The organism is Pseudomonas sp. BW7P1, from assembly GCF_024981055.1.
Lineage (GTDB): Bacteria > Pseudomonadota > Gammaproteobacteria > Pseudomonadales > Pseudomonadaceae > Aquipseudomonas > Aquipseudomonas bananamidigenes.
Map to the genome: position 1 here is coordinate 5,439,040 of NZ_CP103374.1, position 21,181 is coordinate 5,460,220.

Sequence of the window (21,181 nt, forward strand, 5' to 3'; positions counted from 1 at the left end):
CAATTCGTCATTTTTCACTTGCGATCCGCAAAAAACAGCGCCTAGACTGCACCCGCACTGGACATACCGGTAAGACCACAATAATTAAGTCCTGAATCTGATGCGCCCCGCGCACGGCAGCCAGGACACCGACCAGGATTCCTCCCATGCTCAGATGGTGCTCGCGTTCAATCTTCCTCCAAGTGGTTCTCGGCCTGATGCTCGGCATCGTCTGCGGACTGACCCTTCCTGAATACTCGGCCCAGCTCAAACCGCTCGGCGACGGTTTCATCAAACTGATCAAGATGCTCATCGGCCTGATCGTGTTCTGCGTGGTGGTCAGTGGCATCAGCGGCGCGGGCGATCTGAAGAAGGTCGGGCGCATCGGCCTCAAGTCGGTGATCTACTTCGAAGTGCTGACCACCCTCGCGCTGGTGATCGGTCTGGTGTTCGCGTTCAGCACCGGGATCGGCAGCGGCGCCAATATCCATCTTGAGCAACTGTCCGCCGCCGACATGGGCGACATCGCCGAACGCGGCCAGCACATGCACACCACCACCCAGTTCCTGATGGACCTGATCCCGACATCGGTACTGGGCGCCTTCGCCGACAACAACATCCTGCAAGTGCTGCTGTTTTCGGTACTGTTCGGCAGCGCGTTGAATCTGGTGGGCGAAGCCGCTTCCGGGATCTCGCGACTGATCAACGAGCTGAGCCATGTGATCTTTCGGATCATGGGCATGATCGTGCGTCTGGCACCGATCGGCGTGTTTGGTGCCATCGCCTTCACCACCAGCAAATATGGCCTGGACTCCCTGCAACATCTGGGTAGCCTGGTCGGTTTGTTCTATCTGACCTGCACGGCCTTCGTCGCGCTGATTCTCGGCCTGGTGATGCGCCTCTCCGGCCTGCGCATGTGGCCATTGCTCAAATACCTGCGCGAAGAACTGCTGATCGTCATGGGCACCGCGTCATCCGACGCCGTACTGCCGCAGATCATGCGCAAGCTGGAACATCTGGGTATCGGCAGCTCCACCGTCGGACTGGTGATTCCCACCGGTTACTCGTTCAATCTCGATGGCTTTTCGATCTACCTGACCCTGGCGATCGTGTTCATCGCCAACGCCACCGGGACGCCGCTGGCCATGACCGACCTGCTGACGATCTTGCTGGTGTCGCTGATCACATCAAAAGGTGCCCACGGTATTCCCGGCTCGGCCCTGGTGATCCTGGCGGCGACGCTGACGGCCATCCCGGCGATTCCGGTGGTCGGTCTGGTGCTGGTGCTGGCGGTGGACTGGTTCATGGGCATCGGCCGGGCGCTGACCAACCTGATCGGCAACTGCGTCGCCACCGTGGCCATCGCTCGCTGGGAAAGGGACATCGACGTGCAACGGGCAAACAAGGTGCTCAGCGGTCAGCAGGGCTATACCTTTCAGCCAAGAAAAACGGTCGCTCAGGCAGCGGCCAAAGAATTCTGAATGACCGCCGTGCCTGCGCAGATGCAGGCACGGCGCATGGAGCGAATACGTGATTACTACATCAACCGTCGTCAACTCAGTGGTAGAAAAACTCCGGGCCGCCCTCGCCCGCGGCCAATGGCGCTCCGGCGAGATGCTGCCGGGCCAGCGCGAACTGGCCGAGCAACTGGGCATCAGCCGCCCGAGCCTGCGTGAAGCGGTGATCGTGCTGGAAACCCTCGGCCTGGTGCGCTCGATGCCAGGCAAAGGCGTGGTGGTACTCGACGCCCAGGCCAGTGACAGCCAAAGCCACGACAGCGCCGTGGCCGGTGCCAGCCTCGAAGACGTGCTGCAGCTGCGCTACACCCTCGAACCGTTCATCGTTGGCCTGGTGGCGCAGTCGATCAGCAGCAAGGAAGTCGGCCAGTTGCGCCTGACCCTGATGGACATGCGCGAAGCCCTCGAAGCCGGCGACAGCGAGGCCGGTGTCAGCGCCTACATCGCCTTTCATGAAGAGCTGTTCACCCTGACTTCGAACCCGATTTTCCAGAGCGTGGTGCAACAGACCAGCAACGCCCTCAAGCAAAGCGCCGAGGTGCTGCGCAATTCGCCGCAACACCTGGCCGAACGCCTTGAGGAGAACGAAGCCGTGGTGCGCGCGATCCGCAGCAAGAACAGCGCTCAGGCCAGCGCCGAGATGCGTCGGCACATCCTGCGTGAAGGCCAGCGAATGGGAGTCGAGCTGAATATTCCGGATGACCACCTGAACCACTGAAACACTTCACACTGGAGACCGGCCATGAACAGTCTTGCCACGCCGTCACATCCTCGCCAGTCCCCGGCGGCCCGGTCCTTCTCCCGGCTGCAAGTGCCGATGGATGAGCTGTATCCGCGATTATTCGATGCAATCCTTGAACAGCGCCTCGATACCGCCAGCCGTTTCACCGAAGAAAGTCTCAAGCAGATGTTCGGTGTCAGTCGTGCAGACGTGCGTCGGGCGCTGGCCCGGTTGTCCCACGAACAGATCATCGTGCTGCGGGCCAACCATCGGCCAAGGGTAACTGCGCCGGACGCCGAGCAGACACGTCAGGCGCTGCACGCCCGGCGTCTGGCCGAGACCACGCTGGTGCGACTGGCATGTCAGCATGCTCAGGCTGAAGATCTGAAACGCCTGCGCACCCTGATCGAGCGTGAGCGCCAGGCTGTGGATAAAAGCCAACGGGGCGCAGCGATCCGCCTGTCCGGGGAGTTTCATTTGCAGTTGGCCAAAGTGGCGGCCAATGCACCGTTGGCGCATTTTCTCGGCACGTTGGTGCCGTTGACCTCACTGGCGATTGCGCGATGCACTGAAACCACGCACAGCTGTTGCGGCTGGCAGGATCACGCCCGGATCGTCGAGGCGATCGAGCGTGGCGACACTGCCCAGGCTGTATCGCTGATGAACCGTCATCTGGATCATCTGGAACAGACAATTCTCAGCGGCTCCGCACGCTGAAACAGCGGCGGACTCAGTTCGCCGCCACCCTGGCAAACCCCGCCCGAATCTTCTCTTCCGGCAACTCGTCGGCGATGAACACGATCACGCTTTCCCGCGCCTCGCCTTCGGCCCACTCCGTATCCCAGTCGAAGCCGTAGAGTTTCAACACCCCCTGAAACACCAGCCGCCGATCCTCACCCGCAATGTTCAACACGCCCTTGTAGCGCAGCAATTGCTTGCCGTGCGCTTCCAGCAGTTCATTCATGAACTCGCTGAGCCGGTCGATATCCAGCGGCTGATCGGTACGCAGCACCAGACTGGAAATCCGGTCGATGGACGGTGCCTTGCTCACCGGCCGCAGACTTACTCCGCCACCGAGATCGGCATTCAGGTTGAAACCGCGCACATCGAGCAATTCAGCCAGGTCGATGTTGCCGTGTTCCACCACGCGAATTGGCGCCCGGCGGTTGATGCGGGTCAGGCGTTCACTGAGCGCAGTGAACGCAGCTTCGTCCACCAGATCGGTCTTGCTCACCAGCAAACGGTCGGCAAAACCGATCTGCGCCTGGGCGATGGTCTGGGTCAGGTGCAACTCGGCATGAGCCGCGTCGACCAGGGTAATGATGCCGTCGAGCAGGTAACGCTCGCGCAATTCTTCGTCGATGAAAAACGTCTGCGCCACCGGGGCCGGATCAGCCAGACCGGTGCATTCGATGACCAGTCGATCAAACGCGATTTCACCGCTGTCCAGGCGCTCAAGCAGCAGATACAGGGCTTTGGTCAGATCGGTGTGAATGGTGCAGCAGACGCAGCCGTTGGCCAGGGTCATGACTTGCACCGGCTCGTCGCCCAGCAGTTGGGTGTCGATGCCGGCGTCGCTGAACTCGTTTTCGATCACAGCGATTTTCAGGCCATGCTCGGCTTTCAACAGATGACGCAGCAAAGTGGTCTTGCCGGCGCCGAGAAAGCCGCTGAGCACCGTTACCGGTATTGGAGAAGACAACTTCGATCCCCTTTACAAAATGGATGAACAACACAAAACAAATGTGGGAGCGAGCCTGCTCGCAAAAGAAGCTTGTCAGTCGACGTCATTGCTCGATGACACACCGCTTTCGCGGGCAAGCCCGCTCCCACAGAGGGATTGCATCAACCTCGGGCTGTCAGATCAACAGCACTTCGGCCCACCCTTGCCACCGTAACGGGCTTCCTGACGTTCACGAAAGAACATTTCGTAGCTCATCACCGGTTTGTCCGGGTGTTTGGTTTGCATATGCTCGACGTAGGTGTCGTAGTCGGGCATGCCGACCATCAGGCGCGCAGCCTGACCGAGGTATTTACCGAGGCGACTCAGGTCATTGAACATAGTGCAATCCTCTGGTTACGCGTCCGGCAGCGCCTGGAACGGCGATTCTTTATCCGTACGCTCTTTTTTGCCCCAGGCGGCGATGCCGACCTTGAGCGCATAGAACAGGATGCTGAACACCACGAACAGGAACAGCGCGGTCAGCGTTGCGTTGGTGTAGGCGTTGAAGATCACGTGCTGCATCTGCTCGACGCTCTTGGCCGGCGCCACCACCTGGCCCGCAGCCAGTGCATCGCTGTACTTCTTGGCCAGCGACAGGAAGCCGACGGCCGGGTTGGCATCGAACAGCTTGATGAAGCCTGCGGTCGTGGTGCAGATCAGCAGCCAGGCCGCCGGCAGCAGGGTGACCCAGATATAGCGCTGACGCTTCATCTTGATCAGGACCACAGTGCCGAGCATCAGCGCGATACCGGCCAGCATCTGGTTGGAGATACCGAACAGCGGCCACAAGGTGTTGATGCCACCCAGCGGATCGATCACGCCCTGATACAGCAACCAGCCCCACATCGCCACACAACCGGCGGTGGCGATCAGGTTGGCGGTCCAGGATTCGGTACGCTTGAGCGCCGGCACGAAGGAACCAAGCAGATCCTGCAGCATGAAGCGCCCGGCACGGGTGCCGGCGTCCACCGCCGTCAGGATGAACAGCGCTTCGAACAGGATCGCGAAGTGGTACCAGAACGCCATGGTGTTTTCACCCGGCAGGACACTGTGCAGGATCTGCGCGATACCGACCGCCAGGGTCGGTGCACCGCCGGCGCGGGCCAGGACGGTGGTTTCGCCGATGTCATGGGCCACGGCCTGCAGGGCATCCGGGGTAATCGCGAAGCCCCAGTTGCTGACCGCGGTCGCTACCGCCACCACATCACCACCCACCACGGCAGCCGGGCTGTTCATGGCGAAGTACACGCCCGGCTCGATCACCGAAGCGGCAACCATGGCCATGATCGCCACGAACGACTCCATCAGCATGCCGCCGTAACCGATGTAGCGGGCGTTGGTTTCGTTATCCAGCAGTTTCGGCGTGGTGCCGGACGAGATCAGCGCGTGGAAGCCCGATACCGCACCGCAGGCGATGGTGATGAACAGGAACGGGAACAGACCGCCCTTCCATACCGGGCCGGTGCCGTCGACGAATTGGGTCAGCGCCGGCATTTTCAGCTCCGGCATGGTGATCAGGATGCCGATCGCCAAGGCGATGATGGTGCCGATCTTGAGGAATGTGGACAGATAGTCACGTGGCGCGAGGATCAGCCAGACCGGCAGTACCGCCGCGACAAAACCGTAACCGATCAGCATCCAGGTGATTTGCACGCCGGTGAAGCTGAAGGCCTTGGCCCACACCGGATCGGCGGCAATCTGCCCGCCCAGCCAGATCGAACCGAGCAGCAGCACCACACCGATCACCGAGATCTCGCCGATGCGGCCCGGACGGATGTAGCGCATGTAGATGCCCATGAACATCGCGATCGGGATGGTCGCCATGACGGTGAAGATGCCCCACGGGCTCTCGGCCAGGGCCTTGACGACGATCAGCGCCAGCACCGCGAGGATGATGATCATGATCAGGAAGCAGCCGAACAGCGCGATGGTGCCGGGGATACGGCCCATTTCTTCACGCACCATGTCGCCCAGGGAACGGCCGTTGCGACGGGTGGACATGAACAGGACCATGAAGTCCTGCACCGCACCGGCCAGCACCACGCCGGCGATCAGCCACAATGTGCCGGGCAGATAGCCCATCTGCGCCGCCAGTACCGGGCCGACCAGCGGCCCCGCGCCGGCGATGGCCGCGAAGTGGTGTCCGAAGAGAATGTGTCTGTTGGTCGGAACGTAATCCAGACCGTCGTTGTTGAGCACGGCGGGGGTGGCCCGGCGTGGATCGAGTTGCATCACGTTGTTTGCGATGAACAGGCTGTAGTAACGGTACGCAACCAGATAGATGGCCACGGCGGCGACCACGATCCACAAGGCGTTGATCGCCTCGCCTCGGCGCAAAGCCACTACGCCCAGGGCGCACGCTCCTACGATTGCCAGCACTAGCCAGGGTAAGTGGCGCAGCAGGCTATTATTATTTTTCATTTTATTATTCCAGCCAGGGTGGACAAGAAAGACAGCCACCCCGAGTTTAGCGCTACTGGCAGCAAAGACCATACCCCGACATTGGTCTGACGCCCTGCCCGACTGGCAGCGTCCGGCATGGCGGGTCTATAGTCAGCGTACCGTCAAGAGGATCGCGCCATGAGCGAGCACCCGTCCGAGCGTCGCCGCTTCAAACGTATCGCGTTCAATGCCAGAACCGAATTGAGCCAGGGCGAATACATCTGGCCGGTGAAGCTGATCGACCTGTCGCTCAAGGGGCTGCTGATCGAGCGGCCGGAGCCGTGGCTGGGAGACGATACACAGGATTTCAACGTCGATATCCACCTGAGCGACGACACCGATATCCAGATGGATGTGCAACTGGCACATGACGATCATGCCCAGTTGGGCTTCCAGTGCCGGTACATCAGTCTGGAATCGATCCAGCGCCTGCGCCGTCTGATCGAGCTCAACCTCGGGGACGAGGCCGAGCTGGAACGGGAGCTTGGGGCATTGATGGAACTCTGATCACTCGAAAAGTGAATCCAGCGCCTGCTCCAGACGCGTCACCGCAATGATCTGCAGCCCTGCCGGCGCTTCCTTCGGCGCGTTGCCCTTGGGCACGATCGCGCGCTTGAAACCGTGCTTGGCGGCTTCCTTCAAACGCTCCTGACCGCTCGGCACCGGACGTACCTCGCCCGACAGGCCGACTTCACCGAACACCAGCAAATCATGAGGCAGCGGGCGGTTGCGCAGGCTCGACATGACTGCGGCCATCAATGCCAGGTCGGATGCCGTTTCCAGCACCTTCACCCCACCCACCACATTGAGGAACACGTCCTGGTCGTGGGTGGGAATGCCGCCATGGCGATGCAGTACCGCCAGCAACATCGCCAGGCGGTTCTGATCCAGTCCGAGGGTGACCCGACGCGGATTCGCCAGATGGCTGTCATCCACCAGAGCCTGGACTTCCACCAGCATCGGCCGGGTCCCTTCCCACGTTGCCATCACCACACTGCCCGGGACTTCTTCCTGAGCGCGAGAGAGAAAAATCGCCGAGGGGTTGGAGACTTCTTTCAGCCCCTTGTCGGTCATGCCGAACACGCCCAGTTCGTTGACGGCGCCAAAACGGTTCTTCACCGCTCTCAGCAGGCGCAAGCGACCATCGGGTTCGCCTTCGAAATAAAGAACGGTATCGACCATGTGTTCCAGCACACGAGGGCCGGCCAGCGCGCCTTCCTTGGTCACGTGGCCGACCAGGAAGATCGCCGTGCCGCTCTGCTTGGCGTAGCGCACCAGCAATGCCGCACTTTCGCGTACCTGAGACACGCCGCCCGGTGCCGATTGCAGTTGTTCGGTGAAGATTGTCTGGATGGAATCGATCACCATCACCTTGGGCTTTTCCTGGCGGGCGGTGGCGATGATGCTTTCGATGCAGGTTTCGGTCATGACCCGCAATTGGTCCTGCGGCAAGCCCAGACGGCGTGCGCGCATGGCGACTTGCTGCTGGGACTCCTCACCGGTGACGTATAACGCAGGCATGCCTTTGGCTAGATTGCACAGGGTCTGCAACAGAATCGTCGACTTGCCGATACCTGGATCGCCGCCGATCAGCACCACCGAGCCGTCCACCAGACCACCACCGAGTACCCGGTCCAGTTCGCCGGAGGCTGTGGAAAAACGCGGAATCTCTTCAATGCTGACTTCGGCCAGGGTCTTGATCTGCGCCTGCTGCCCGGCCCAGCCGGTGCGCCCGCTCGGTGCGGCGGCAGCGCCGCTCTCGATCATGGTTTCGGTCAGGGTGTTCCAGGCGCCGCATTCGCTGCATTGCCCGGCCCACTTGGGAAAGGTTGCGCCGCACTCGGTGCAGCCGTACATGCGCTTGGCCTTGGCCATCTGAACCCCCGGCAAAAACCGCGATGATAACGCAGCCTTCATCAATCGGCGCCGGGGGATTGAATGGAGGGATGTCAGTCGACCAGTGCGGCCGCCAGAGCCTTGACCCGATCCAGATCACCCTTGGCGACTTTGGTCACCCCGGTGCCGTACTCCGGATCAGCCTTATAGAGGAAAGACAGCATGATGTGCTTGCTTTCGTCATCGGCGCTCGCCAGGGACCCGCCAAAGCTCTCGATCAGATCCTGACGCTCCTTCTTGCTGAACGAGCGATACAGATCGCCGGCCTGCCTGAAGTTCTGCTCGCGCTGAATCTTCGCTTGTTGCGTGCTGCCCTGCAGAGGCGTCTGGCTATAGCGTGCACCTTGCGTCTCTTCACGGGGCTGCAGACGGCTAGGTTGATAGTTGACACCCGAATGACTCGCCCCGGTATTCATCGCGCCATCCTGATTGCCATTGTTTATCGCCACTTTTGCCGCATTGACGGGTAACTGCAGGGCATTGGCACCCAGGCGATACATCTGGGTGTCGGCATAAGCGAATATACGACCTTGCAACAAACGGTCTTCAGATGGCTCGATTCCCGGTACAACATTCGAAGGTGCCATGGCCACTTGTTCAGTTTCCTGGAACACATTCGCGGGATTTCGGTTCAACACCATTTGTCCAACTTTTCGCTCCGGAATACCTGGCCAGATCTTGGTTGCATCCAGTGGATCGAAATCAAACTTGGACAAATCTTGTGGCTTCAGTACTTGAATGTACAAGTCCCACTTTGGAAAGTTTCCTTTGTTTATATGACTCACCAGATCATGCGTCATATGACTGTAGTCTTGACCCTGAACTTTTACGACTTGCTGCGGATCGAGATTTTTGATCCCTTGCAAACTTTTCCAGTGAAACTTTACGTAATGAACATCGCCTTTGTCATTGACCAACTTATAGGCGTGCACACTATTGCCATCCATCTCCCGGTAACTGGCTGGCGTCCCGGAGTTGGAATACAGCTCGGTCAACGTACGGGTGGCTTCCGGAACGTGAGAGAAGAAGTCAAAACGACGGGAATCATCATCCAGGTTGGTACGTGGATCGGGTTTGAACGCATGCACCATGTCCGGGAACTTGATCGCGTCGCGGATAAAGAACGTCGGGAAGTTGTTGCCTACCAGGTCCCAGTTGCCGTCAGCGGTGTAAAACTTGATGGCGAAGCCCCGTGGATCACGCAGCGTTTCCGGAGAGTGGTTGCCGTGTACCACCGAGGAGAAACGCACGAACACCGGCGTGACCTGACCCGCGGCGAAGACCTTGGCCTTGCTCAGATCGCTCAGGTCATTGGTCACGGTGAATGTGCCGTGAGCACCGGTGCCACGGGCATGGACGACGCGTTCGGGAATGCGCTCGCGGTCGAAGCGCTGCAGCTTCTGAATCAGCTGCACGTCCTGTAGCAGCACCGGGCCATTGGGCCCGGCAGTCTGCGAGTTCTGGTTGTCACCGACCACTGCTCCGTTATCCCGGGTCAGGGGGGCAGCGTTCACGGAAAGCGTCAGCAGGCTGGCGGCTAATACGCCGACGCTGCGGCGACCAGGCATGGAGTTCATTTCAGATTCCTCTGTTGTTTGAGGCGCATCCAGGTGCGCCAACCAGAGGCTAGAGAGTCACGACAGCGAAGATAAATAGAAAATCCACACCCCTGCGATTGAGAAAAACAGCTTTACCATCAGAGGCTTACGGATTAATTCGCGCGCGATTAGTGGCACTTTGCAAACTAATCGCGAATTGATGTGTCGATAAAAGCGAGCATTGTAAGAAGGTGTTTCGCGCAGGACGCGTTTTGCTGATTTACACTGCGTACACCAAACTCATCTGTAACAAGGAAATAACTATGGGCGTGCTCAGCGAGTTCAAGGCCTTCGCGGTCAAAGGCAATGTGGTCGACATGGCCGTCGGTATCATCATCGGTGCAGCCTTCGGCAAAATTGTTTCGTCGTTTGTCGGTGACGTCATCATGCCGCCAATCGGCCTGTTGATCGGCGGGGTGGACTTCAGTGATCTGGCCATCACCCTCAAGGCAGCCGAAGGCACGACCCCTGCGGTGGTGCTGGCTTACGGCAAATTCATCCAGAGCGTCCTGGACTTCGTGATCGTTGCCTTTGCGATCTTCATGGGCGTGAAAGCCATCAACCGCCTGAAGCGCGAAGAAGCCGTGGCTCCGACGCTGCCACCGGTTCCGACCAAGGAAGAAGAGTTGCTGGGCGAGATCCGCGACTTGCTCAAGGCCCAGAACAACCGGCCCTGAAATCCATGAACGGCGCCTGAGGGCGCCGTTTTTTCACCAGTAGTTTTCCACCGCCACCTGACCTGGCCGCCGCGTCAGGCTGAGGCTCATGCCCCTTTGCTTGAGCAGGGCCCGTGTGTCGTCGATCATCTGTGGATTGCCGCAAAGCATGACCCGCGAATGGGCTGGATCCAGCGCCACACCCGCTGCCTGCTCCAGCTTCCCGTTTTCGATAAGGGTGGTAATGCGCCCGTTCAGGGCACCGGCATGTGGCTCGCGCGTCACGACCGGAATGAACTGGAACTTGTGCGCGTATTCGGTCAGATAATCCCGTTGCATCAGTTCGGCGATCAGCTGTTGATAAGCCAGCTCCCTCGCCTCCCGAACGCTATAGACGAGGATGATTCGGTCGAATCGTTCCCAGACCTCGAAGTCTTGCAGGATCGATAGAAACGGTGCCACGCCGGTGCCTGTGGATAACAGCCAGAGGTCCCGGCCATCGACGAAACGATCCAGCGTCAGATAGCCAAAGGCCTGACGATCCACCAGCAAGGTATCGCCCACCCTGAGCCGGCTCAGTTCACTGGTGAATTCCCCGCCTGGCACCACGATGGAAAAGAACTCGAGGAATTCGTCGAATGGCGAAGACACCATGGAATAGGCCCGCCACACCGTACTGCCGTCATCCCTGGTCACGCCGAGCCTGGCAAACTGACCGGCGCGAAAGCGAAAGCCGGCATCGCGGGTGGTTCGCAAAGTGAACAGGCTCGGCGTCAACGGGCGCACATCAAGCAGGGTCTGGCGACTGAATTTTTCTGCGCTGGCGGTCATCGGTAACTCCCTGGGCAATAGCCATAGTGTCACGCACTGACGCTCAATAAAAAACCTACGATTTGTAGTGAATTAACCCAAGTTTCTTGATGAGAAAGTTATGCATCGAATACTAGCGAAATGACATATCACGACTATTAAATGATGCAGTCAATCCAATAGTCAAATATCGCTAATCACAAACGATTAATTACCTCCTGTCTTAAGAGCAAAAAATTCCAAACGTCGGTATAGGAAATATCCTACACTCTTTTCCGTGCATTCCACTTGGATCCAAGATTGCACCCCAGTGAAAACTTTCGGAGAAATTTCAAATGGAGATCTGGAAGGAGTCGCAAATAAAGCAGCTGACTTTCACAACCAGAGTGGAAACTGCTTACCCGATTCTGCTGACGTTTGCCAATAACCTCGGTTTCCGGTTTTGCGGGATTTCAATCGCCTCCCCTGACCGGAACATATTGCCGAAGCCCTTGCGTATCAATAACTATCCCCAGCTCTGGAATCAGCAGTATGAAGAAGAGAGACACTGGGAGTTTGATCCGGTTGTAGACCATTGCTTTCGCTCAATGCTGCCCATTACATGGAGCGAAGAACTGTTCTCAAAAACACCTCAATTGTGGGAGGCGTTGAAAGAACAGGGACTGGAGCACGGCTGGTCGCAATCCTTTCATCATGAGGACAGCGGTCTGTGCAGCATTCTCAGTCTGGCCCGCCCCCACTGCCCCATCACTTCGATCGAACTGTACGAGCATTTTGGCTACATGTTCTATGTCACCAGCCATCTGAGTGAACTCTTCGCCCGCACGCTTCCTTCACGCCCCGAGAGGGTTCGACCGCCTCGCCTCTCCACACGGGAGATCGAAGTACTCAAGCTCTGTGCCTCCGGAAAGACCGCCTATGAAACCGCCAGAATCCTCAGCCTGAGCGAACGCACGGTGAACTATCACGTGCAGAACGTGATTGTGAAAATGAACGTCTGCAACAAGATCTCCGCGGTCATCGCCGCCGCCAAGGCCGGGATCATCTAGTCGCCCCCTTAAAACAAACAACTGCTGCCTTCGAAAAAAAAGTACCATTTGCGACCTTCCTGAGTGATGACGCGAAACCTCGCGCCGCTGTCCACTCGGACGGTTCCGCCGCACGCTACCCTGGGCCGCGGGACACCCGACGATTACCCAGAGTCCCTGCACCATGCCTTTGCTCGATACGCCCTTCGCCCAACTCGATCTGATCCGCCAGCCCGAACAGCAGAACGAACCGCTGCAAGCCTTCGATGCGGCTGACGAATACCTGCTCAATCATCTGGCGGAACAGAATCTGCCGGTCGAGACACGGGTTCTGGTACTCAATGACAGTTTCGGCGCGCTGGCCATCAGCCTTTTGGGCAAAGTGCAGGTCAGCACCAGCGGCGATTCCTTTCTGGCGTTTCAAGGCCTGGAAAAAAACTTGCTGCGCAACGGCCACACATTCGATGCACTGCGCGGCACGCCGGCCAGCGAACCGCTGGTCGGGCCGTTCGACCGGGTGCTGATCCGTGTTCCGAAAACCCTGGCGCTGCTGGAAGAACAACTGATTCGTCTGCAAGGGCAATTGGCACCTGGCGCACAAGTGGTGGCCGCCGCCATGATCAAACACCTGCCCCGCGCTGCCGGTGATCTGCTGGAGCGTTACATCGGACCGGTTCAGGCGTCACTGGCGGTGAAAAAGGCCCGATTGCTGATTTCCACTCCCGAAGCCAAGACTCCCGCGCTTTCGCCCTACCCCAGCCGTTATCGCCTCGAACAACCGGCCATCGAACTGCTCAATCACGCCAACGTGTTCTGCCGTGAAGGGCTGGACATCGGCACCCGTGCCTTCCTCCCGCACTTGCCAACAAGCCTCGGCGCGGCGCGAGTCGCCGACCTCGGTTGCGGCAACGGCGTGCTGGCCATCGCCAGTGCCCTGCAAAACCCCGATGCGCATTACACGCTGGTGGACGAATCGTTCATGGCGGTGCAATCAGCCGCGCAGAACTGGCGCGCAGCATTGGGTGAACGAGAAGTCATCGTGCGCGCCGGCGATGGCCTGGCCGGACAGGAAGCGCAATCCCTGGACGTCGTGCTGTGCAATCCGCCGTTCCATCAACAACAGGTGGTCGGGGACTTCCTCGCCTGGCGCATGTTTCAGCAAGCCCGCGAAGCACTGGTGGTGGGCGGTGCGCTGTACATCGTCGGCAACCGGCACCTGGGTTATCACAGCAAACTGGCGCGCCTGTTCCGGGGTGTCGAGCAGGTCGCGGCCACACCGAAATTTGTCATCCTCAAGGCGCGCAAATAATCCGGACAAAAAACCCTCCGCTCGGAGGGTCAGAAATCCGTGCCGCATGGCGACGGGGTGGGAAGTTTCAGTGCGTGGTCAAGCCCGCGGCGTTCATGAACAGGCGCATCAGGCTGGCGACAATGAACAGCGCGCCGACACTGCCGATCCAGATCATCGCCAGCCAGCCGAGCCGCTGCCACAGCGGCTTTTTTTCGGCTTCGTCAATGTCATGCAGGGAATGTTTGCCGGTCATGATTTCATCCTCCGGTTGAGGGAGATGGCGCCGCAGCTGGCGCCATCCTGATCGTCCCTAGTGATAGCCGTCCTCGTGGGTGACCTTGCCGCGGAACACGTAGTAGCTCCAGAAGGTGTACCCCAGGATGAACGGAATGATGAACAGCGTACCGACCAGCATGAAACCCTGGCTCTGCGGCGGTGCGGCGGCGTCCCAGATCGAGATCGACGGGGGCACGATATTCGGCCACAGGCTGATGCCCAGGCCGCTGTAGCCGAGGAAGATCAGCACCAGGGTCAGCAGGAACGGCATGTAATTGGCATTGCGTGCCACCGCGCGGATCAGACCGTACATCGTTACCAGCACCAGAATCGGTACCGGCATGAACCAGAACAGATTCGGCATGCTGAACCAGCGTGTCGCGATTTCCGGATGGGCCAGCGGTGTCCACAGGCTGACGACACCGATCACCGCCAGCAACACGAAGGCCAGCGGACGCGCCAGATCATGCATCTGCTCCTGCAGCTTGCCTTCGGTCTTCATGATCAGCCAGGTGCAACCGAGCAAGGCGTAAGCCACCACCAGCGCGGCGCCGCAAAACACCGTGAACGGTGTCAGCCAGTCCAGTGAACCGCCCGCGTATTGCCGGTTGACCACCGGCAGCCCGTCAATGAACGCACCCAGCGCCACCCCCTGGAAGAATGTCGCCGCCACCGAGCCACCGATGAACGCCTTGTCCCACAGGTGACGCTTGGCGTCTTTGGCCTTGAAGCGGAACTCGAACGCCACGCCACGGAAAATCAGCCCGATCAGCATGAAGATCAACGGCAGGTACAACGCCGACAGCACCACCGAATAGGCCAGCGGGAACGCGCCGAACAATGCCGCGCCGCCCAGTACCAGCCAGGTTTCATTGCCGTCCCACACCGGGGCCACGGTGTTCATCATGACGTCGCGATCCGTCTTGCCGGGGATGAAGGGGAAGAGAATCCCGATCCCCAGGTCGAAGCCGTCCATGACCACGTACATCATGATGCCGAAGATGATGATCACGGCCCAGATCAGCGGAAGATCAATACCCATGGTTCAAATCTCCTTGGTCAGGGTGCGGTCGTGTTCGGCGCCTTCGTCATCGGCAGCAGACAACGGACGGGCCGGTGTACGTTTCTGGCCGGGACCTCCGTCGTTGGTTTCCTTGCCTTCGTCGGTCTTCGGCCCTTTGCGCACCAGACGCATCATGTAGCCCAGTCCCGCACCGAACAGCGCGAAATACACCACCACGAACATGATCAGCGTGATGCTCATCTGCATGAAACTGTGGTTGGACGACGCATCCGCCGTACGCATCAGCCCGTAGACCACCCAGGGCTGACGGCCGATTTCGGTGGTGAACCAGCCGGCCAGGATCGCGATCAGCCCGGACGGCCCCATCCACAACGCCAGGTACAGGAACGGCCGCGAGGTGTAGAGCGTGTCGCGCTTGCGCAGCCACAGGCTCCAGAGTCCGGTGAAGATCATCAGGAAACCGAGGCCGACCATGATCCGGAACGACCAGAACACGATGGTCGAATTCGGCCGGTCCTCAGGTGGGAACTCCTTGAGCGCCGGTACCTGTTTGTCCAGCGAGTGGGTCAGGATCAGGCTGCCGAGATACGGGATCTCCACGGCATATCTGGTTTTCTCTTCCTTCATGTCAGGCCAGCCGAACAGGATCAGCGGCGTCGCTTCATTGCCGACGTTTTCCCAGTGGCCTTCGATTGCAGCGATTTTCGCCGGTTGGTGTTCGAGGGTGTTGAGGCCGTGGAAATCACCGATCACTGCCTGGATCGGTGCAACGACCAACGCCATCCACATCGCCATCGACAGCATGGTGCGAATGGCCGGGTTGTCCTTGCCGCGCAGCAGGTGCCACGCCGCCGACGAGCCGACGAAGAACGCCGTCGCGACGAACGCGGCAGTCGCCATGTGCATCAGGCGATAAGGGAATGACGGGTTGAAGACAATGGCCAGCCAGTCGGTCGGGATCACCTGGCCGTTGACGATCTCGAACCCCTGCGGTGTCTGCATCCAGCTGTTGGACGCCAGGATCCAGAACGTCGAGATCAATGTACCGATGGCCACCATGACCGTGGAAAAGAAGTGCAGCTTGCGCCCGACCTTGTTCCAGCCGAACAGCATCACCCCGAGGAAACCGGCTTCGAGGAAGAACGCCGTGAGCACCTCATAGGTCAGCAAAGGCCCGGTGACTGAACCGGCAAAATCCGAGAAACGGCTCCAGTTGGTGCCGAACTGATAGGCCATGACCAGCCCCGAGACCACGCCCATGCCGAAGTTGACGGCAAAGATCTTCGACCAGAAATGGTAGAGATCGCGGTACGTGTCGTTGCCGGTTTTCAGCCACAGACCTTCCAGCACCGCAAGATAGCTCGCAAGACCGATGGTGATCGCCGGAAACAGGATGTGGAACGAGATGGTGAACGCAAACTGGATTCGGGCGAGATCGAGTGCCTCTAAACCGAACATAAGCTTTCCTCTGTCAGATAACGGTTCCAGGGCTGGCGACCTTGAACCACTGCCCCCACGGGTATGGAGTGCGGCGAACTCGGATTCGTTCTTCTTTTTACAGGCATCGCGACGCAGGGAGTCTGCCGACGGGTCACGGATCAGTTCCGCGAAGGGTCTTGATCTGGATCAATCAACGTAGAAAGAGTAGTCCCATTTCCGACGAGAAACCGCGTGGTCTATTGCCGCGTGACAAGTTGCCTCACAGTCCCGGCAACGCTCTGAAATACATCCCTGGCCGGTTCGATGTCCTGACGGCGGAAATTCGATGTCTGGCTAACTAAATTTTTCATCATGGCAACTCCCTGTTACAGACTGGTGATAATCTCGCGGTTCCCCTCGATCAAGACCGGCCCGCAGATGCCCAGCCAAGAGCCCTTGCTGTTACGTCACCACCGTCCATTTCTCGCGTTCTGGCTGGCCCGGATCTTCACCGCCAGCGGTTTTCAGATGCTCACCGTGGCGATTGGCTGGAACCTCTATCAACTGACTGGCAACGTGCTCGACCTGGGCCTGGTCGGGCTGGTGGAATTCGCGCCGCGGGTGCTGTTCATGCTGCACACCGGGCATGTCGCCGACCGCTACGATCGACGCAAGGTCGCTGCAATCTGCCAGTCGCTGCAGGCATTGATCGCGCTGTCTCTGGCCATTGGCAGCGCCACCGATCATGTCACCCGGGAAATGATTTTTATCCTGGCGTTCCTGCTCGGCGCCGCGCGCTCGTTCGAGATGCCGACCACTCAGGCATTGCTCCCAAGTATTGTGCCCGGCGCCCTCTTCCCACGGGCAGTCGCCGCCGCGCAGTCAGCACAGCAATCGGCAACCATCGTCGCCCCGGCGCTTGGCGGTCTGCTTTATGCCTTCGGCAGCGTCTGGGTGTATGGCCCGACCGTGGTGCTTTATGTGATTGCCTGCACGCTGATGCTCAACCTGCCTGCCCGACAGACTCCGCTGAACAAGGGCAAGGCGACCCTGGACTCACTGCTGGCGGGAATTCGCTTCATCCGTAGCCGCCCGGACATCCTCGGGGCGATTTCACTGGATCTGTTCGCCGTACTGCTCGGCGGGGCTACCGCACTGTTGCCGGTGTTCGCCAAGGACATTCTGTTGACCGGACCGTGGGGGCTGGGTTTGCTGCGTTCGGCGCCGGCGGTGGGCGCGTTGATGATGTCGCTGTTCCTGGCACGCTTCGCCGTCGAGCGCAATGTAGGTCGGGTGATGTTCACCGCCGTCGGCGTATTCGGCGTCGCCACCATCGCCTTCGGCCTGTCGACGTCGTTCTGGTTCTCATTGGCGGTGCTGGTGGTGCTCGGCGCGGCGGACATGATCAGCATGGTGATCCGCGCCTCGTTCGTGCAACTGGAAACCCCGGACGAAATGCGCGGCCGGGTCAGCGCGGTGAACGGCCTGTTCATCGGTGCGTCGAACCAGTTGGGCGAGTTCGAATCCGGCCTCACCGCCCACTGGTTCGGCACCGTGCCGGCGGTAGTGATGGGTGGCATCGGCACGCTGGTGGTGACCGGGACCTGGATCAAACTGTTCCCGACCCTGGCCAGTCGCGACCGGATGCATGTGCCGATGGACGAGGTGAAGGCCTGACGTCGCCTGCACAGACAGGATGTCAGGCACAAGCCCGCCGGCCTCTTTCGTTATTTGATGTAAAGCTGCGTCGACAATGTATTGCGCGGGGCGTTGATCGACGTGTTGCTGAACGTGAACGTGCCCTCCTGGCGACCTGCCAGATCGAAGGTATACAGAGAGCCGACGGTTTTGCTGCCGGGCGTGCACTCGGTCAGGTTGCCGTTATCGAAGGCGCACACCGGGCTTCGCGTACCGTTCACTTCAAACCCGTCCAGTGCCGCCCGAGGCTGGCTCTGGCCATAGCCGATTTCCAGCACGTAGACCTTGATGCCCGGGCCGCCGTGATCGCAACGGGTCTGCACCTGACCATCGGTAATGTCCTCGAGACCGCAGGACGATGACTGCACCTTGATGACTTTCACTTCGCTCAGCGGCGGTGCCGAGGCGGCAAGTGCAGCGCTTGTTGTGCTCATCAGCAGTGCGATCAGCCCGCAGGCCTTCATCCAACCCTTGTTCATGCCATCCATCCCCGAAAAAACAGCGCGCAGTATGGCGCACTTGGTCGTGGTGCAAAACTTCGCCGACGATCGACGCCAACATCCGCCATATTCCTCACGCTGCTGGTATGATGCGCGGCTTTTTCCGGCCCACCACAATTTCCCAGACGCCTGGTACGGTCTGTGCTTTGCTGTTGAGGTCGATACATTCACGGCGCCACGCGCGCCACGGGGAGCAGACATGCTGGAAAGGCTGTTTCAACTCAAGGCACACAACACCAACGTGCGGACCGAGATTCTGGCGGGCGTCACGACCTTCCTGGCCATGGCCTACATTCTGTTCGTCAACCCGAGCATCCTCGGCGAGACCGGCATGGACAAGGGCGCGGTGTTCGTCGCCACGTGTCTGGCGGCCGCCATCGGCTCCACGGTCATGGGCCTGATCGCCAACTACCCGATCGCCCTCGCGCCGGGCATGGGTCTGAACGCCTTCTTCACTTACACCGTCGTGCTGCACATGGGCCACACCTGGCAAGTGGCGCTGGGTGCCGTGTTCATCTCGGCCGTGTGTTTCTTCCTGCTGTCGATCTTCCGCATCCGTGAGTGGATCATCAACAGCATCCCGCTGCCGCTGCGTTCGGCGATTGCCGCCGGTATCGGCCTGTTCCTGGCGCTGATCGCCCTGCACAACGCCGGTATCGTGGTCGGCAACCCGGCCACCATGGTCGGCCTCGGTGACCTGAAACAACCGGCACCGATTCTCGCCACCCTCGGCTTCGCGCTGATCGTAGCCCTTGAAGCCCTGAAAGTGCGCGGCGCGGTACTGATCGGCATTCTCGCCGTGACCATCGTTTCGATCGTGATGGGCTTCACCCCGTTCGGCGGCGTGACCTCGATGCCACCTTCGCTGGCCCCGACCTTCCTGCAACTGGACATCAAGGGCGCACTGGACATCGGCCTGGTCAGCGTGATTTTCGCTTTCCTGTTCGTCGATCTGTTCGACAATTCCGGCACCCTGATCGGCGTCGCCAAGCGTGCCGGCCTGATGGGCAAGGACGGCCACATGCCGAAGATGGGCCGTGCGCTGATCGCCGACAGTACCGCTGCGATGGCCGGCTCGCTGCTGGGCACCTCGACCACCACCAGCTACATCGAATCCGCCGCCGGCGTAAGCGCCGGGGGCCGTACCGGCCTGACCGCGATCGTCGTGGCGATCCTGTTCCTGCTGGCGCTGTTCTTCTCGCCGCTGGCCGCCAGCGTACCGGCCTTCGCCACCGCGCCGGCGCTGCTGTTCGTCGCCGTGCTGATGACGTCGGGCCTGGCGGAAATAGACTGGGAAGACATCACCGTTGCCGCGCCGGTCGTGGTCACCGCCCTGGCAATGCCTTTCACCTATTCCATCGCCAACGGCATCGCCTTTGGTTTCATCGCCTGGACTGCAATCAAACTGCTGTCCGGCCGCGCCCGTGAGCTGAACCCGGCGCTGGTAATCCTGTCGATTCTGTTCGTGATCAAGCTGGGTTGGTTCAACGCATGACTTTTGATTCCCAGGCCTACGCCGCACAACTTGAAGACAAGGTAACGCGCCTGCGTGACCTGCTGGCCCCGTTCGATGCACCGGAACCGGCGGTGTTCGACTCGCCGCTGCAGAACTTCCGCCTGCGCGCCGAGTTCCGCCTGTGGCGCGAGGCCGGTGAACGGCATTACGCGATGTTCTCCCAGGACGACAAGCGCACGCCGATCCTGATCGAGGAATTCCCGATCGCCAGCCTGCGTATCAATCAGTTGATGCCGCAATTGAAAGCAGCCTGGCAGGCCAGTGCGGCGCTGAGCCACAAGCTGTTCCAGGTGGAGTTTCTGACCACCCTGGCCGGCGACGCGATGATCACCCTGTGCTATCACCGTCCGCTGGACGAGCACTGGCACGCGGCGGCCACCCAACTGGCGGCGGACCTGGGCGTCAGCATCATCGGTCGCTCCAAGGGTAAGCGCGAAGTGCTCGGCCTCGATTATGTGGTCGAGAAACTGGAAGTCGGCGGACGCACCTTCAGCTATCGCCAGCCGGAAGGCGCGTTCACTCAGCCCAACGGTACCGTGAACCAGAAGATGCTCAACTGGGCATACGAAGCCTTGGGCGATCGCAGCGACGATCTGCTGGAGTTGTACTGCGGCAACGGCAACTTCACCCTGCCGCTGGCGACGCGGGTGCGCAAAGTGCTGGCCACGGAAATCAGCAAGACTTCGGTCAACGCTGCGTTAAGCAATCTGGCCGAAAACGCTGTGGATAACGTCGCCCTGGTGCGCCTGTCCGCCGAAGAGCTGACCGAAGCCCTGAACGAAGTGCGGCCGTTCCGTCGCCTGCACGGTATCGATCTGAAGAGCTACGAGTTCGGCAGCGTGTTCGTCGACCCGCCACGGGCCGGCATGGACCCGGACACCTGCGAACTGACCCGTCGCTTCGATAACATCCTGTACATCTCCTGCAACCCGGAGACGCTGGCGGCCAACATCGCGCAACTGCACGACACCCACCGCATCACCCGCTGTGCGCTGTTCGACCAGTTCCCGTGGACTCACCACATGGAGTCCGGTGTGCTGCTGACCCGGCGTTGATCTGCAGGTGCCAGAAACAAGAAAGCCGTCCT

20 protein-coding genes are annotated in these 21,181 nt (G+C 60.0%); 10 read left to right on the forward strand and 10 right to left on the reverse strand.

All coding sequences use genetic code 11. The features are described from left to right. Nucleotides 1–146 precede the first annotated feature (146 nt). Genes NWV16_RS24515 through NWV16_RS24525 form a run of 3 tightly spaced genes read left to right on the forward strand, consistent with a single transcriptional unit; the run spans nt 147 to nt 2,934 of the window. The gene (locus NWV16_RS24515; RefSeq protein ID WP_260521079.1) at nt 147–1,460 is read left to right on the forward strand and encodes a C4-dicarboxylate transporter DctA; all 1,314 of its coding nucleotides are present in this window, start codon (nt 147–149) and stop codon (nt 1,458–1,460) included. 49 nt (nt 1,461–1,509) lie between these two features. Continuing rightward, complete coding sequence (locus tag NWV16_RS24520) at nt 1,510–2,214, forward strand: FadR/GntR family transcriptional regulator (protein WP_260521080.1); 705 nt, start codon at nt 1,510–1,512, stop codon at nt 2,212–2,214. Between the two features lie 24 nt (nt 2,215–2,238). Next, a complete protein-coding gene (locus tag NWV16_RS24525; protein ID WP_260521081.1) occupies nt 2,239–2,934 on the forward strand; it encodes a GntR family transcriptional regulator in 696 nt (231 codons plus the stop codon). A gap of 13 nt (nt 2,935–2,947) precedes the next feature. Here NWV16_RS24525 and yjiA read toward each other — a convergent pair whose 3' ends face one another. From yjiA to NWV16_RS24540, 3 genes are all read right to left on the reverse strand, one after another. Continuing rightward, on the reverse strand, nt 2,948–3,919 hold the full coding sequence (yjiA, locus tag NWV16_RS24530; protein ID WP_260521082.1) for a GTPase: 972 nt from the start codon (nt 3,917–3,919) through the stop codon (nt 2,948–2,950). Between the two features lie 162 nt (nt 3,920–4,081). Further along, the gene (locus tag NWV16_RS24535) at nt 4,082–4,279 is read right to left on the reverse strand and encodes a YbdD/YjiX family protein (RefSeq protein ID WP_003228401.1); all 198 of its coding nucleotides are present in this window, start codon (nt 4,277–4,279) and stop codon (nt 4,082–4,084) included. A 15-nt stretch (nt 4,280–4,294) separates the two neighbouring features. After that, nucleotides 4,295–6,361, reverse strand: a complete 2,067-nt coding sequence (locus NWV16_RS24540) for a carbon starvation CstA family protein (protein WP_260521083.1) — start codon at nt 6,359–6,361, stop codon at nt 4,295–4,297. Nucleotides 6,362–6,520: 159 nt separating this feature from the next. Between NWV16_RS24540 and NWV16_RS24545 the strand changes: the two genes are divergently transcribed. Next, on the forward strand, nt 6,521–6,889 hold the full coding sequence (locus NWV16_RS24545) for a PilZ domain-containing protein (RefSeq protein WP_260521084.1): 369 nt from the start codon (nt 6,521–6,523) through the stop codon (nt 6,887–6,889). Here NWV16_RS24545 and radA read toward each other — a convergent pair whose 3' ends face one another. Beyond that, on the reverse strand, nt 6,890–8,257 hold the full coding sequence (gene radA, locus NWV16_RS24550; protein ID WP_065257531.1) for a DNA repair protein RadA: 1,368 nt from the start codon (nt 8,255–8,257) through the stop codon (nt 6,890–6,892). A 74-nt stretch (nt 8,258–8,331) separates the two neighbouring features. Then, complete coding sequence (katB, locus tag NWV16_RS24555; RefSeq protein WP_409519399.1) at nt 8,332–9,846, reverse strand: catalase KatB; 1,515 nt, start codon at nt 9,844–9,846, stop codon at nt 8,332–8,334. A gap of 293 nt (nt 9,847–10,139) precedes the next feature. Between katB and mscL the strand changes: the two genes are divergently transcribed. After that, complete coding sequence (mscL, locus tag NWV16_RS24560; protein ID WP_065257533.1) at nt 10,140–10,553, forward strand: large-conductance mechanosensitive channel protein MscL; 414 nt, start codon at nt 10,140–10,142, stop codon at nt 10,551–10,553. 33 nt (nt 10,554–10,586) lie between these two features. On the opposite strand, the gene NWV16_RS24565 is transcribed toward mscL, so the two are convergent. Further along, nucleotides 10,587–11,363, reverse strand: coding sequence for a ferredoxin--NADP reductase (locus NWV16_RS24565; protein ID WP_260521086.1), 777 nt, complete (start codon nt 11,361–11,363; stop codon nt 10,587–10,589). Nucleotides 11,364–11,677: 314 nt separating this feature from the next. Here NWV16_RS24565 and NWV16_RS24570 point away from each other — a divergent pair, with 314 nt between their 5' ends. Together NWV16_RS24570 and NWV16_RS24575 are read left to right on the forward strand one after the other, a co-directional pair. Continuing rightward, complete coding sequence (locus NWV16_RS24570) at nt 11,678–12,391, forward strand: autoinducer binding domain-containing protein (protein ID WP_260521087.1); 714 nt, start codon at nt 11,678–11,680, stop codon at nt 12,389–12,391. A 163-nt stretch (nt 12,392–12,554) separates the two neighbouring features. After that, nucleotides 12,555–13,679, forward strand: a complete 1,125-nt coding sequence (locus NWV16_RS24575; protein WP_260521088.1) for a methyltransferase — start codon at nt 12,555–12,557, stop codon at nt 13,677–13,679. Nucleotides 13,680–13,746: 67 nt separating this feature from the next. On the opposite strand, the gene NWV16_RS24580 is transcribed toward NWV16_RS24575, so the two are convergent. The 3 genes from NWV16_RS24580 to NWV16_RS24590 are packed head-to-tail and all read right to left on the reverse strand — an operon-like array spanning nt 13,747 to nt 16,419. Beyond that, nucleotides 13,747–13,914, reverse strand: coding sequence for a DUF2474 domain-containing protein (locus NWV16_RS24580; RefSeq protein ID WP_260521089.1), 168 nt, complete (start codon nt 13,912–13,914; stop codon nt 13,747–13,749). Between the two features lie 57 nt (nt 13,915–13,971). Beyond that, nucleotides 13,972–14,979 (reverse strand): cytochrome d ubiquinol oxidase subunit II, encoded by a 1,008-nt coding sequence (gene cydB, locus NWV16_RS24585; protein WP_065257537.1) that lies wholly within the window; start codon nt 14,977–14,979, stop codon nt 13,972–13,974. A 3-nt stretch (nt 14,980–14,982) separates the two neighbouring features. Beyond that, nucleotides 14,983–16,419 carry a cytochrome ubiquinol oxidase subunit I gene (locus NWV16_RS24590; protein WP_260521090.1) on the reverse strand — a complete coding sequence of 479 codons (1,437 nt, stop codon included), beginning with the start codon at nt 16,417–16,419 and terminating at the stop codon, nt 14,983–14,985. Between the two features lie 399 nt (nt 16,420–16,818). Between NWV16_RS24590 and NWV16_RS24595 the strand changes: the two genes are divergently transcribed. Further along, a complete protein-coding gene (locus NWV16_RS24595) occupies nt 16,819–18,057 on the forward strand; it encodes an MFS transporter (protein WP_260521091.1) in 1,239 nt (412 codons plus the stop codon). Between the two features lie 50 nt (nt 18,058–18,107). On the opposite strand, the gene NWV16_RS24600 is transcribed toward NWV16_RS24595, so the two are convergent. Beyond that, complete coding sequence (locus NWV16_RS24600; protein WP_260521092.1) at nt 18,108–18,557, reverse strand: YolA family protein; 450 nt, start codon at nt 18,555–18,557, stop codon at nt 18,108–18,110. Between the two features lie 220 nt (nt 18,558–18,777). Here NWV16_RS24600 and NWV16_RS24605 point away from each other — a divergent pair, with 220 nt between their 5' ends. Both NWV16_RS24605 and trmA read left to right on the forward strand, forming a co-directional pair. Beyond that, on the forward strand, nt 18,778–20,073 hold the full coding sequence (locus NWV16_RS24605; protein WP_065257543.1) for an NCS2 family permease: 1,296 nt from the start codon (nt 18,778–18,780) through the stop codon (nt 20,071–20,073). After that, nucleotides 20,070–21,149, forward strand: a complete 1,080-nt coding sequence (gene trmA, locus NWV16_RS24610) for a tRNA (uridine(54)-C5)-methyltransferase TrmA (RefSeq protein ID WP_260521093.1) — start codon at nt 20,070–20,072, stop codon at nt 21,147–21,149. The genes NWV16_RS24605 and trmA overlap by 4 nt, the downstream gene beginning before the upstream one ends. Nucleotides 21,150–21,181 lie beyond the last annotated feature (32 nt).